This is a genomic window from Methylocystis sp. H62 (assembly GCF_015709515.1).
Classification (GTDB): domain Bacteria; phylum Pseudomonadota; class Alphaproteobacteria; order Rhizobiales; family Beijerinckiaceae; genus Methylocystis.
Genome location: NZ_JADNQZ010000058.1, coordinates 115,219 through 128,601, shown reverse-complemented (window position 1 = coordinate 128,601; position 13,383 = coordinate 115,219). Strand labels below are relative to the sequence as shown.

Here is a 13,383-nt window from a genome sequence, read left to right as displayed (position 1 = left end):
GGTCGCGCAGGTCTACCTCTGGACGGAGTTGAGATAGACGAGCAGCGCTTCGATCTGCGTGGCGCTGAGTCGGAACTGCGGCATCTCGACGCCCTCATGGCCGACGACAATGCCCTCGGCGAGCGCCTCTTCGAGATCGTGCAGCGGATATTTTCGCGCGAGATCGCGAAACGGCGGCGACTTCGGATTCGTGCTGACGCCGCGCGGACCGACCGCATGGCAGCGGCCGCAATTCTCTTGCGCGATCGCCCGTCCGCGCTTCAGCAATTGGGCGTCGACCGGCGCTTTCGCTGCGGCGGCGCCGGCGCCGAGCAAGAGGCAAGTCGTAATCGCCAGAGGCGCGAATCGGAACATCATCGAAGTCTAGCCGCGCGCCCGGCGCCTGTCACCGCGCCCTATTTGCGCACGATAAGCACCGAACATTTGGCGTGGCGCACAATGGTCTTGGCGTTGGAGCCCAAGAGATAGGTCGCCATCGTCGGACGATGCGAACCGACCACGACAAGGTCCGCGCCCCATTCCTCGGCTTCGGCGAGCACTTCCGGGTAGACGGCGCCGAAGCGCACGATCGAGGAGACGCGATCCGCCGGATAGGCGATCTTGCCACGCAGCACTGCGAGGTCCTTTTCGGTCGCCTCGCGCATCTCCTCGTCAAAATTGGGCGGAATGTAGTCGATGAAGGCCACCGGAACGAGCGGCTGGACATTGATGAGCCGAAGCTGAGCCTCACGCTCCACTTTTGCGAGCGCCACCGCCGCGTCGAGCGCGATCTGCGTGATCTCGTCCTCGCCGATCTCCACCGCCACCAGAATTTTCTTATACATCCCCGCCTCCCGATGCGCGCGGCGTCGACGCCGACTCGCTCCTTCATAGCGCGGCTGGCGCCGCCGAGCTACAGGGCGGCATCCCGCCAAGGTTAATCGTAGGATGGCTCCGCCGGCTCGGTCACAGAAAGATCTCGTTCCCAGCCTTCGTTTTCGAGAACGAGCCGCTGAATGGCGACGGCCGAGCCATTGGCGTCGAGCGTCGGCAGCGCCTCGAAGCAAGACGGCCAACAGCGGCGGATAACATAGGCGATCGCCACCTGGCCAGCTTCGTTGAGAAGTTCGAGGACGACGTCCTTGCGGAAATCCTTGAGCGAAGATTCAACGCCCGCCGCGCCGTCAAGACTCCAGACCTTGTTCACCCAGCGCTCGAATTCAAGATCATGCGAGACGCCGCGCTCGACGACGATCGGCGCGAAGGTCGTCACGCCCGGCAGCTTGCGCGCCAACGACGGGCTACCGCCTTCCCGATATTCAATCACTTCAGTCGTGCGCCGCAACGGCCCGACGAGCGAGACGCCCGCGACATAGCGTCCGTCCCACTTCAATCGAAACTTGAAGTTTTTGTAGGGATCGATGCGGCCGGCGTTGACGGTGAATTGCGACATTGAAATCCTCTCGGGCAATTCGCGCGCATGAGCCCTTTGACGGCCGCTTCCCTCAAGCAGGCAAAGACGAAGCGCTGCGCTCTATCTTAGATCGAACCCACTCTCCAAAAAGTGGTGGAAAAGTGGATTTGTCACGGCCACCACGTTTTTAAAAGCTCGGACTAAGTTAAGCTCAATCAGTTTCAGATATCCTTTGGAGGAGTTTATGAAGATTTGGATTCACGGCGCCCTGGCGGCGTCACTCTTCGCGTCGTCCCACGCCTCTGCGGCCGACAACGGCGTCAATTACGATCCTGCGCACAGCGGCGCTTACGTGGCGGCGCAGAAGGCAAATGACGTCGCGACGATGAAGAAGGTCGTCAGCGACGATCTCACCCAGATCAGGACGCTGGGCTTTTCGCGCGTCAAGACATTCTACTCGACCTATTGCACGATCAACGGGCAGCAATGCGTGAGCATCGCTGAGCTGGCGTCGGCAAGAAACATGCGCCTGATGCTCGGCGTCTTCGAATTTCCCGATCATCCCGACTGGACGCAGGCGCAGATTAGCGCCGCCGTCGACGCTAATTTCCGCTACCCCGGAACGGTCATCGCATTCGTCGTCGGCAATGAAGACATGTTCGATTGGCAAGGCAATCCGCAGCTGGCGATGCAACAGCGAATCGTGGCCGACATGGCCACGCTGAGGAGTAAGACCAACAACAAGGTTGTGGTGACGACGGCGCAACGCGCGCCGGATTGGATTCGCCTCGCCGCCAGCGATCCTCAAAAAGTGCTGCAGAGCGTCCCCGTCATCGGCGCCAATATCTATCCGTTCTGGGGCGGCTCGCCCGAGAAGGTCAACGGCAGGAGCGTCGCAAACGACATTCAGGCCACTGTCACCAACTTGGCGAGCAAAACCACGAAGCCGGTCGTCGTCACCGAGGAAGGCTGGCCGAGTTGTGGAAACAACGCCGGCATGAAGGACATGAACATCGAGTCCGAAATTGATTATTTCAGCACGTGGAAAACGCGCCAGCAGAACTTCGACAGTTATTATTTCGCCGCTTTCGACAAACAGTCCGGCGGCGCCTGTCCGAACAACGACGACGCCGACAGGCATTTCGGCTTATGCAGCGAATCCGGCTTAACGAAGGACGCCCGGCTGATGAAGTGCAAATAGCGGCGCTCCGGCGCCCGCCAAAGCGCGATGGCGATGCTTCGATCGCGGGGACGACACCGTCCCCCGACAGCGACGAAGCGAAACCTATTCGACCGCTTCGGCTTTGACGAAGTTCCAAGACGCCGTGTCGACGATCCTGTTTTGGCGGCTCTCATTACTGAGCTTGGCGCAGGTGCCTTCCACCGCTGTGACGGTCCACAGATCGATCTCTTCGTCCCAGGCGCCTTCGCAATTCACAAGCGTCGTGACTTTATAAATTTTGCCAGCCTCAAGCATATTGCTGTCCTTTGCTGAATGATCCCCTTGGGAGATACGGCATTGGCTCAACGCGACGACTCTTCATCGTCGCCAAGAAACGGGCAAAATTAGGGAAAGCTGCGGGCGACACATAGGATAGCGCTCGCCAATTCTTAAGTTTACGGTGTGTTAACGCCGCAGCGCATGTAGAGCGGGACGCACAGCGGCAGATCCGGCGGATGCGCGCGCCAGGCCTCCTCCAACTCGCGGTCAACGAGCGCCAGCGGATCGCGGCCATAATGCAGTCTGTATTTCTCGACGGCGGACCAGGTCTTGAGAAAGCTCACGAGATCGCTTTTCGAGCGCGCGATGGGCGTCTGAAACCGCGGGCAATCGATCTCCTTGAACGGGAACGGCAAGGTCTCGTAGCGATCGAAATAAAGCGCCGAATTCTCGGCCCAAAAGGGGCCGAGAATATCCTCCTTCAGGCTGCGCAGGATCGAATCGAGCGGCTCGACATGCGTTCGCGGCCAGTCATAGGTCCATGCCGCGATGATCCCTTCGGGGCGCAAGGCGCGCCGCGCATTTGCGTAGAACTTCGGCAGGTCGAACCAGTGGATCGAACAGGCGCAGGCGATGAGATCGACTTCCGCGCGCAGGCCGAGGTCGTCTTCCGCGCGCGCCAGACGATAGTCGACATTGGGTTCTTTTGGCGCGAACGCCAGCTGCCGGGGATCGGGGTCCGTCGCGAGCACCTTCGTGAAATGGCGCGACAGTCCGAGCGCCGCCTGCCCGCTCCCCGCGCCGCAATCCCAGGCGAGACGATCCTGCTTCGCGGCGCTTGCGAGCCACGCGAAAAGCGCTTCAGGATAATGCGGGCGAAAGGCGCGATAGTCGTCCGCGTTGTCGCCGAACACCATCGTCTGGCCGGCATTCATTGCTGCGGCCTCACTTCGTCTTGAACATGCGACGCGGGCCCGAGACCTTTTTGCGTCAGCCACAACGCCGCGGCGCGATCATGCCAGGGCGTCAGGCTGCCGACGCCATGAAAACCCATGTGTCCCCCGCCCTGCGTCAACGCCGCCTCGATCATCGGCAGATTCGACCAGTCGATCGCCGCATAACTCTCCGCCGGCACCCAGGGATCGTCCAGCGCGTGCAGGATCAGCGTCGGCAGCCGCGCGCCGGCGAGGAAATTCTTCGCGGCGTTGGATTCATAATAGTCCGGCGCGCCCCGATAGCCGAAATGCGGCGCGACGAAACGATCGTCGAATTCGTACAGCGTGCGGGCGCCGGCGATAGCGGCGCGCTCGGCAGTGGTGAGCGCGGCGCTCGGCGCCAGCGCTTCGCGTTTCATCTCATCGAGCATGTAGCGATGATAGACGAAATTGCGCGGCGCCATCAGCCGGGCGCAGGACGCGGCGAGGTCGATCGGCGTCGACACGGCGACGGCGGCGAGAACCGGCAACTCGTGGCCGCCCTCGCCGATGAATTTCAGCACGAGATTGCCGCCGAGCGAATTGCCGATGAGCACGGTGCCGCGACTGACGAGGTTCGCCGGCAGGCCGCGCAGCGCCGCGACGAGATCCTCGGTCTTGCCGGCGTGGTAGCGCCCGCCGGAGGTCGCGCGCGAGGGCGCCGCGCCACGCAGATTGAGGCGCAGCACCGGCCAGCCTTGGCTCACGAGAAAGCGCGCCGTGGCGATTCCATGCCGGCTGGATTCGGAGCCGGCGAGCCCATGCGTCAGAACGATGAGCGGCGCGCCACTGTCGGCGGCCGGCCGATCGAGCCGCGCCGCAAGACGATCGCCGTCCGGCATGGCGAGCAGCAGCCGTTCGCCGCCGACAAGCTCCGGCGGCCCGCCGACGATGATGTTGCGCAACGTCTGCAGATCGCCGCCGAGCCACGGCGCCCGCTCGCGAAAGGGGGGAAGCGGCTCCGAAACGGGAAGTTCAACAGGCATGATGTTTGATGTCTCTAAGGAACAGTTTCATCGTCTCTTCTATTAATCCGTGCGCCCGCGCCATCTATCGAGAACACCGACTTTCAAAAGACCCGCACGCGAAGTCCTTGATAAGTGTGCAAAGGACGGAGCGCGCCGCCACCATCATTCAAATGCCGTTCTCAGATCGGGTCTGAAAGCATATTTTGACGGAACATAGGGTAGCGCCCGCGCGAGCGGCAGCTTGGGATCGCGTGACAGTGGAAGATTGAGGACCATGTTCCGTAGCACGATGAACGCAGATGCGCCGTCCACAGTGATTTTAAAAGGTTCGCTCCAATATTCTCGATTGCCTTCCTCGTAGCTCCGGAGGCGTTCGCCTGCTAGCACCACCTGACAAGAAAGTGGCACGTCCCTGAGAAACGAGTTTGGATGAAAGAATTGGTTTCTCATAAGCAAGCCACTAGGCAGAAGCGCGATCTGATATCCGAACTGTCGAAATAGCGCGAGATACCCTGCTGAGAACAAAGCTATCTGGTGACGTGAGTTAAGCTGCTTTCTTTGAAAGTCGGCTCGAATGAGGTCGCGAAGGGAGGCGTCGTAGAATTTGCCCTTCCAGCTATTGCAACCGTGCCCAGGTATTTTTCTTCCTTTGATGACAAGAGGTTTTCGACACATCAGGGTCATTCCGCTGCGCTCGTTTCGCGGGACAGCATCACGCACATCCAAAGGATCACATGCTAAAGCCTGCTGCGGAATGATATGCTCCAATGAGAATTCGTCGAACCTAAGTGGCCGACAACAAGCAGGACACAGCAGCAAGTCATTATCTGCGAACCACGGAACCAACGACTTCAAATCGTGCCGCATCTGATGCCAGAGTTTTGCCTTCAGGTCGGGTAGGTCAATCATGTTCATTGAACGGCAGCCGTGCAGAGGGCTTTGCCCAAAGATTAGGGAAGGCGGCGACAGAATTCGACTACCTCTAAACGTTTCCAACCGATCCCTTAACCGAGCGTCGCGGACCTTGCCCGAGGGTGATCGAAACACTTTCCTTTTCCCTACCGCATTCGAACAAAAAAAGAACTTGGCAAAAAGAACAAATCGTGCACACTGGAGGTCAGGGTCAAGCGCGCCGTCCCCCTTCTCGCCTTGGCGCGTTTGGCCCCGCCCCTCGCAACCGCATTGCCGCGCCTAGCCAACCGTGTCAGAAGGAATTTCAGCCGTGAGCCAAGCCAATCTCCGCCTCGTGGAAGGGACGTCCGTGGACAAGACCAAGGCGCTCGACGCCGCTCTGTCGCAGATCGAGCGCGCCTTCGGCAAAGGCTCGATCATGCGGCTCGGCAAGAACCAGAAGGCCGTCGAGATCGAGACGATTTCGACAGGCTCGCTGGGGCTCGACATCGCGCTCGGCGTCGGCGGCCTGCCCCGCGGCCGCGTCGTTGAGATTTACGGGCCGGAATCCTCGGGCAAGACCACCCTCACCCTGCATGTCATCGCCGAGGCGCAGAAATTGGGCGGCGTCTGCGCCTTCGTCGACGCGGAACATGCGCTCGACCCCATCTACGCCCGCAAGCTCGGGGTCAATCTCGAAGATCTCCTGATTTCGCAGCCCGACACCGGCGAGCAGGCGCTTGAGATCACCGACACGCTGGTGCGCTCGGGCGCCGTCGACGTGCTCGTCATCGATTCGGTCGCGGCGCTGACGCCCCGCGCGGAAATCGAGGGCGAGATGGGCGACGTGCAGCCCGGCCTGCAGGCGCGGCTGATGAGCCAGGCGCTGCGCAAGCTCACCGCCTCGATCGCCCGCTCCAACACGCTCGTCATCTTCATCAATCAGATCCGCATGAAGATCGGCGTGATGTACGGTTCGCCCGAGACGACGACCGGCGGCAATGCGCTGAAATTCTACGCCTCGGTGCGGCTCGACATCCGCCGCATCGGCGCGATCAAGGACCGCGACGAGACGACCGGCAACCAGACCCGCGTCAAAGTGGTCAAGAACAAGGTGGCGCCGCCGTTCAAGCAGGTCGAATTCGACATCATGTATGGCGAGGGCGTCTCCAAATTCGGCGAATTGGTTGATCTTGGCGTCAAGGCCGGCGTCGTCGAGAAGTCGGGCGCCTGGTTCTCCTATGACAGCCAGAGGCTCGGCCAGGGCCGCGAGAACGCCAAGACGTTTTTGAAGCAAAACCCCGAGGCCGCGCAGCGTATCGAACAGGCGATCCGCGAGAACGCCGGGCTGATCGCCGAGCGTATTCTCGACGCGTCCGATGAAAGCGAAGCCGGCGAGGCCTAGAGCAGGTTCCGAAAAAGTAGACAGACTTTTTCGATGAGAACCTGCTCCGGTGATCGGGAAGCGCTTTAAGCCGCCCGAGCGTCGCATTTAGTCGCCAAGGCTTGCGGCGTTTCGCCCGTCGGCGATTCGGAAACGCGCGAGGGGGCTGGCGGCCCCCTCGCCATTGCCGTTTCCCCCCGAAACTGTCATATCGCGCAGGACGAAGCGCGCGACGGCGCCGCCTGCCGCAGCCTTCGCCGCAACCTCGAGCCGTCGCCTGTTTCGTTGAAACGAAAAGCCGCTCCAGGTTATTGTTTAAACGCGTCTCCCGCATCGGCGCAAAAGCCGCTTTAGCGACGGGAGCGCATTCGCGAGCCGTGACCGCATGAGTGGCGTCAACCAGATCCGAACCGCCTTCCTCGACTATTTCGCGCACAATGGGCACGAGAAAGTCGCCTCATCGTCGCTCGTGCCGCACAATGATCCGACGTTGATGTTCACCAACGCCGGCATGGTGCAATTCAAGAACGTCTTCACCGGCGTCGAAAAGCGCGCCTATGCGCGCGCCGCCTCGGCGCAAAAATGCGTGCGCGCCGGCGGCAAGCATAACGACCTCGACAATGTCGGCTATACCGCCCGCCATCACACCTTCTTTGAAATGCTGGGCAATTTCTCCTTCGGAGACTATTTCAAGGAAGGCGCGATCGAACTCGCCTGGAACCTGATCACGCGCGAATTCGGGCTCAACGTCGATCGGCTGCTCGTCACCGTCTATCACGACGACGACGAGGCCTATGATCTGTGGAAAAAGATCGCCGGCTTTAACGGCAGCCGCATCATCCGCATCGCCAGTTCCGACAATTTCTGGAGCATGGGCGACACCGGCCCCTGCGGCCCCTGCTCGGAGATCTTCTACGACCAGGGCGAGGCGCTCAAAGGCGGTCCGCCCGGCAGCCCGGACGAGGACGGCGACAGATTCCTGGAGTTCTGGAACCTCGTCTTCATGCAATATGAGCAGGTGGCGCCGGGACAACGCGCGCCGCTGCCGCGCCCCTCGATCGACACCGGCATGGGATTGGAGCGCATCGCCGCGCTGATGCAGGGCGTGACCTCCAATTACGACATCGATCTCTTTCGCGCGCTCACCGGCGCGGTCGCCGATTTCACCGGCGCGCCGGTCGACGGCCCGCAAGGCGCGAGCCATCGCGTCATCGCCGACCATCTGCGCGCCTCGTCCTTCCTCGTCGCCGACGGCGTCACGCCGTCGAACGAAGGCCGCGGCTATGTGCTGCGCCGGATCATGCGCCGCGCCATGCGCCACGCCCAGCTTCTCGGCGCGAAAGAGCCGCTGATGTGGAAGCTGGCGCCGACGCTCGTCGCCGAGATGGGCCAGGCCTATCCGGAACTGGTGCGCGCCCAGTCGCTCATCGCCGATACCTTGCTCAGCGAAGAGACGCGCTTTCGCGCCACGCTCACGCGCGGCCTCGCGATCCTCGATGAAGAGACCGCGGCGCTCGGCCAGGGCGACAAGCTTTCCGGCGAAACGGCGTTCAAGCTCTATGACACCTTCGGCTTTCCGCTCGATCTCACCGAGGACGCCTTGCGCCCGCGCGGCATCGGCGTCGACAAGGAAATCTTCAACGCCGCGATGGAGCGCCAACGGGCGGAAGCGCGCAAGGCCTGGTCCGGCTCCGGCGAAACGGCGACCGAAGCGCTCTGGTTCGCGCTGAAGGAACGTCTCGGCGCGACCGAATTCCTCGGCTACGAAACTGAAAGAAGCGAGGGCGTCGTCACCGCCATTATTCATGACGGCGGCGAGGCCTTTTCGCTCAAAGAGGGCGCGCGCGGCGCGCTGATCCTCAATCAGACCCCCTTCTATGGCGAATCGGGCGGACAGGTCGGCGACGTCGGCGTGATGCGCGCCCGCGGTCTGCGCTTTCGCGTCGAAAACACCGTCAAGAAGCTCGGCGACCTCATCGTTCACGAGGGCGTCGTCGAAGAGGGCGAGATCACGCCCGGCCTCGCGCTCGAGCTCGATGTCGCTCACGAGCGCCGCACCCAGTCGCGCGCCAATCATTCGGCCACGCACATCCTGCATGAGGCGCTGCGGCAGGTGCTCGGCGAGCATGTGGCGCAGAGGGGGTCGCTCGTTGCGCCCGATCGGCTGCGCTTCGACTTCACCCATCCCAAGCCGCTCACCGATGAGGAGCTGGCGCGCGTCGAAACGCTCGCCAATGAAATCATTCAGGACAATGCGCCCGTCGAGACGCGGGTGATGGCCCAGGACGACGCCATCCGCTCCGGCGCGCGCGCGCTCTTTGGCGAGAAATACGGCGACGAAGTGCGCGTCGTCTCGATGGGCCCGGTGAGTCCCGGCGCCGCGCATCCCTTCTCCGTCGAGCTGTGCGGCGGCACGCATGTCGCCCGCACCGGCGACATCGGCCTCGTCGCCATCGTCGGCGAGGGCGCGGTCGCATCCGGCGTGCGGCGCATCGAGGCGCGCACCGCCGAGGGCGCACGCAGTCAGCTTGTCGCGCAGTCGCGCGCGCTGCGCGACATGGCGGCGCTGATGCGCACCCCGGTCGAAGAGGCCCCAGCCCGGCTTGCGGCTCTTCTCGATGAACGCAAGCGGCTTGAACGCGACCTCGCCGACGCCAAGCGCAAGCTCGCGATGGGCGGAAGCGCTGGCGACGGCGCCGCTGAGAAGCCACGCGACATCGGCGGCGTCAAGCTCCTGGCGCGCGCGGTCGAAGGCATCGAGACCAAGGATTTGAAGTCGATGGTCGACGACGCCAAAAAGGCGATCGGCTCGGGCGTCGTCGCGATCGCCAGCGCCTCGCCCGACGGCAAGGCCGGCATTGTCGTCGGCGTCACCGACGATCTCACCGAAAAATACAGCGCCGTGGATTTCGTGCGCGTCGCGAGCGTCATGCTCGGCGGCAAGGGCGGCGGCGGGCGGCCGGATCTTGCGCAGGCGGGCGGCCCCAACGCCGCCGCCATCGATCAGGCGCTCGCCTCGGTCGAGGACGCGCTGCGCGGAAAAGCGGACGCGCCATGAACGAGCCGGACCGGCGGCGCGGTCTGGCTTTGTTGCGGCGGCGCGTCCACGTCGTCCTGGACGGCGGCAGCCACGACCGGCTCGCGCGCGTCGTCCATCGCGGGCTGATTGGGCTGGTCCTGCTGTCGGTCGTTTCGGTGATTTTCGAATCGGTGCCGGAATACAGCGACAGCTATGCGGATGTCTTCAACCTCATTGAATATGTCGCCGTCGCCGCCTTCACGCTCGAATATGTCCTGCGCGTCTGGTGCGCGCCCGAACATGCGCTCTACGCGGGCCGCTCGCCGACGGCGGCGCGGCTCGCCTTCATCACATCAGGCTGGGCGCTGATCGACCTCGCCGCCTTCCTGCCCTTCTATCTCTCTTTCTACTTCTCGGCGGATCTGCGCGTCTTTTTGATGCTGCGTCTGCTGCGGTTCTTCAAATTCGCGCGCTATTCTCCCGGCATCCGCACCTTGCTCGCGGTGATCGAGGCCGAGCGCAAGGCGCTGCTCGCCTGGCTGATCATTCTGTTTGGCGCGGTGCTGTTCTTTTCGACGGCGATGCATATCGCCGAACATGAGGCGCAGCCCGAAAAATTCGGCACGATTCCCGACGCTATGTGGTGGGCGATCGAAACGGTGACGACCGTCGGCTATGGCGAAGTCATTCCGCTCACGCTGGCGGGCAAGCTCATCGCCTCCTTCGCCATGGTGACGGGCTTTCTACTGCTGGGCCTGCCGGTCGGCATTCTCGCCACCGCCTTCGCCGAAGAAATTCACCGCCGCGAATTCGTCGTGACCTGGACGATGGTCGCCAGCGTGCCGCTGTTTCGCGGCCTCGATGCGGCGGGAATCGCCGAGATCATGCGCTATCTTCGGGCGCAGTCCATTCCCCGGGGCGCAATGATCGTGCGCAAGGGCGATCCCGCCCATTCGATGTATTTCATCGCCGAGGGGGAGGTTGAAGTCGAGTTGGCGCATGAAAACGTCAAGCTCGGCGAAGGGCAGTTCTTCGGCGAGATCGCCGTCCTGCACAAAACGTTACGCACCGCCGACGTGCGGGCGACCGCGCCAACGAAACTCCTCATCCTCGACGCCTATGATCTGCAGACCCTGACCAAGCGCAATCCGGAGATTGGCGAGGCGATCCGCGAGATTGCCCAGTCACGATCCGAACTCGCGCCGGCGGAGCGGCACGGCGACATGATTGAAGCGGAGCTCGAGGAGCCGACGTCTGAAGGCGTGAACGAGATATAGTTCACGCTGCGTTTGAGCAGTTCCGCGTGAGAGCGCCGCGTGGATGCCCGCGACAAGCGCGGCTTTCTCTGCGCGCTCTGATCAGCCGCCGATCGCCGCGCGCAGCTCCTGCAATTGCGCGAGCTTGTCGGAAGCGGCGAGACGCGCGTCGTCGGACTTGGCGTCGGAGATGTCTTCGCGCGCGTTGCGAATGTCGGCGTCGACCTTGGCGACGTCGATTTCCGAAAGCGGAATCGCCTGTTCGGCGAGAATGGTGAAGCCGGACGCGTTGACGTCGGCGAATCCTCCACGCACGAAAAGCTTCTCGACCTTCCCTTCGCCGCCGGAAACGGTCACGACGCCGGCCTTCAGCGTGGTCATCACCGGGGCATGGTCCTTGAGCACGGTGAACTGGCCGTCGGCGCCGGGCGCGACGACCGACTCGACTTCACCAGAGAAGAGATGCTTCTCGGGAGAGACGAGTTCGAAGTGGAATGCGGCCATGATGTTCTCCGACGGCGCGTTGCGTCCAGCCCGTCATGGCCGGGCTTGATCCGGCCATCCACGAAAACTGATCAGCGTCATGGCCGGACCACGTCCGGCCGAAACGCTTTGTAAAGTTACGCCGCTTCCTTGGCGAGCTTGGCGGCCTTTTCGACCGCCTCTTCGATCGAACCCACCATGTAGAAGGCGGCCTCGGGCAGATGGTCGTATTCGCCGTCGACGAGGCCCTTGAAGCCCTTGATCGTGTCGGCGAGCGCGACGAGCTTGCCGGGCGAACCGGTGAACACTTCGGCGACGTGGAAGGGCTGCGACAGGAAGCGCTCGATCTTGCGAGCGCGGGCGACGACGAGCTTGTCCTCTTCGGACAGCTCGTCCATGCCGAGAATGGCGATGATGTCCTGCAGCGACTTATAGCGCTGCAGAGTCGACTGCACCCTGCGCGCGATGTCGTAGTGCTCCTCGCCGACGATCGCCGGCGACAGCATGCGCGAAGTCGAATCGAGCGGATCGACCGCCGGATAGATGCCCTTCTCGGCGATCGAACGCGACAGCACGGTCGTGGCGTCCAAATGCGCGAAGGAGGTCGCGGGCGCCGGATCGGTCAGATCGTCGGCCGGCACGTAAATCGCCTGCACCGAAGTGATCGAGCCCTTGGTCGTCGTGGTGATGCGCTCCTGCAGCGCGCCCATGTCGGTGGCGAGCGTCGGCTGATAGCCCACCGCCGAGGGGATGCGGCCGAGAAGCGCCGACACTTCCGAACCCGCCTGGGTGAAGCGGAAGATGTTGTCGACGAAGAACAGCACGTCCATGCCGCGGTCGCGGAAATCTTCGGCGACGGTGAGTCCCGACAGCGCGACGCGCATGCGCGCGCCCGGCGGCTCGTTCATCTGGCCGTAGACCAGCGCGCATTTGGAGCCTTCGCCGCCGCCCTTCTTGTTGACGCCGCCCTCGATCATCTCGTGATAGAGGTCGTTGCCTTCGCGGGTGCGTTCGCCGACGCCGGCGAAGACGGAATAGCCGCCATGCGCCTTGGCGATGTTGTTGATGAGCTCCATGATCAGCACGGTCTTGCCGACGCCCGCGCCGCCGAACAGGCCGATCTTGCCGCCCTTGGCGTAAGGCGCGAGCAGATCGACGACCTTGATGCCGGTCTCGAGAATCTGGGCTTCCGTCGCCTGCTCGGCGTAGGAAGGCGCCGGCTGATGAATCGCGCGGCGCGATTTCGTCAGCATCGGACCCGCCTCGTCGACCGGCTCGCCGATGACGTTGATGATGCGCCCGAGCGTCTCGTCGCCGACCGGAACCGAAATCGGCGCGCCGGTGTCGGTGACTTCCTGACCGCGCACCAAGCCTTCGGACGAATCCATGGCGATGGTGCGAACGGAATTTTCGCCCAGATGCTGCGCGACTTCGAGAACGAGGCGATTGCCTTGGTTCGTCGTCTCGAGGGCGTTCAGAATCTCAGGCAATTGCCCGTCGAACTGCACGTCGACGACGGCGCCGATGACTTGAGTGATGCGCCCGCTGGGCTTATTGGCGGCCATGTTTGGTCC

At 62.9% G+C, this 13,383-nt stretch carries 13 protein-coding genes; 4 read left to right on the top strand and 9 right to left on the bottom strand.

Annotated elements, in window-relative coordinates:
- Positions 1–12: 12 nt before the first annotated feature.
- From IYY11_RS17330 to IYY11_RS17320, 3 genes are all read right to left on the bottom strand, one after another.
- Positions 13–357 carry a c-type cytochrome gene (locus tag IYY11_RS17330; protein WP_409455265.1) on the bottom strand — a complete coding sequence of 115 codons (345 nt, stop codon included), beginning with the start codon at positions 355–357 and terminating at the stop codon, positions 13–15.
- 38 nt (positions 358–395) lie between these two features.
- Entirely contained in the window at positions 396–824 is a 429-nt protein-coding gene (locus tag IYY11_RS17325; protein ID WP_196405002.1) for a universal stress protein, read from the bottom strand.
- A 92-nt stretch (positions 825–916) separates the two neighbouring features.
- A complete protein-coding gene (locus IYY11_RS17320; protein ID WP_196405001.1) occupies positions 917–1,432 on the bottom strand; it encodes a phage tail protein in 516 nt (171 codons plus the stop codon).
- A 205-nt stretch (positions 1,433–1,637) separates the two neighbouring features.
- Between IYY11_RS17320 and IYY11_RS17315 the strand changes: the two genes are divergently transcribed.
- The gene (locus IYY11_RS17315) at positions 1,638–2,594 is read left to right on the top strand and encodes a glycoside hydrolase (protein WP_196405000.1); all 957 of its coding nucleotides are present in this window, start codon (positions 1,638–1,640) and stop codon (positions 2,592–2,594) included.
- 84 nt (positions 2,595–2,678) lie between these two features.
- Here the strand turns inward: IYY11_RS17315 and IYY11_RS17310 are convergent, their stop codons facing one another.
- The 4 genes from IYY11_RS17310 to IYY11_RS17295 all read right to left on the bottom strand — a co-directional run bounded on the left by IYY11_RS17310 (position 2,679) and on the right by IYY11_RS17295 (position 5,691).
- The gene (locus IYY11_RS17310) at positions 2,679–2,870 is read right to left on the bottom strand and encodes a hypothetical protein (RefSeq protein WP_196404999.1); all 192 of its coding nucleotides are present in this window, start codon (positions 2,868–2,870) and stop codon (positions 2,679–2,681) included.
- Between the two features lie 140 nt (positions 2,871–3,010).
- Positions 3,011–3,769 (bottom strand): class I SAM-dependent methyltransferase, encoded by a 759-nt coding sequence (locus IYY11_RS17305; RefSeq protein WP_196404998.1) that lies wholly within the window; start codon positions 3,767–3,769, stop codon positions 3,011–3,013.
- The gene (locus tag IYY11_RS17300; protein ID WP_196404997.1) at positions 3,766–4,794 is read right to left on the bottom strand and encodes a YheT family hydrolase; all 1,029 of its coding nucleotides are present in this window, start codon (positions 4,792–4,794) and stop codon (positions 3,766–3,768) included. The genes IYY11_RS17305 and IYY11_RS17300 overlap by 4 nt, the downstream gene beginning before the upstream one ends.
- 144 nt (positions 4,795–4,938) lie before the next feature.
- On the bottom strand, positions 4,939–5,691 hold the full coding sequence (locus tag IYY11_RS17295; protein WP_196404996.1) for a hypothetical protein: 753 nt from the start codon (positions 5,689–5,691) through the stop codon (positions 4,939–4,941).
- Positions 5,692–5,998: 307 nt separating this feature from the next.
- Here IYY11_RS17295 and recA point away from each other — a divergent pair, with 307 nt between their 5' ends.
- The 3 genes from recA to IYY11_RS17280 all read left to right on the top strand — a co-directional run bounded on the left by recA (position 5,999) and on the right by IYY11_RS17280 (position 11,347).
- Positions 5,999–7,072, top strand: a complete 1,074-nt coding sequence (gene recA / locus IYY11_RS17290) for a recombinase RecA (protein WP_196404995.1) — start codon at positions 5,999–6,001, stop codon at positions 7,070–7,072.
- Between the two features lie 364 nt (positions 7,073–7,436).
- Entirely contained in the window at positions 7,437–10,109 is a 2,673-nt protein-coding gene (gene alaS, locus IYY11_RS17285) for an alanine--tRNA ligase (protein ID WP_196404994.1), read from the top strand.
- Positions 10,106–11,347: a cyclic nucleotide-gated ion channel gene (locus IYY11_RS17280; protein ID WP_196404993.1), complete on the top strand. Its 1,242-nt coding sequence runs from the start codon at positions 10,106–10,108 to the stop codon at positions 11,345–11,347. Before alaS ends, IYY11_RS17280 begins: the two co-directional genes overlap by 4 nt.
- 81 nt (positions 11,348–11,428) lie before the next feature.
- Here IYY11_RS17280 and IYY11_RS17275 read toward each other — a convergent pair whose 3' ends face one another.
- Positions 11,429–11,830: a F0F1 ATP synthase subunit epsilon gene (locus IYY11_RS17275; RefSeq protein ID WP_196404992.1), complete on the bottom strand. Its 402-nt coding sequence runs from the start codon at positions 11,828–11,830 to the stop codon at positions 11,429–11,431.
- Positions 11,831–11,946: 116 nt separating this feature from the next.
- Positions 11,947–13,374, bottom strand: a complete 1,428-nt coding sequence (gene atpD / locus IYY11_RS17270) for a F0F1 ATP synthase subunit beta (RefSeq protein WP_196401810.1) — start codon at positions 13,372–13,374, stop codon at positions 11,947–11,949.
- Positions 13,375–13,383 lie beyond the last annotated feature (9 nt).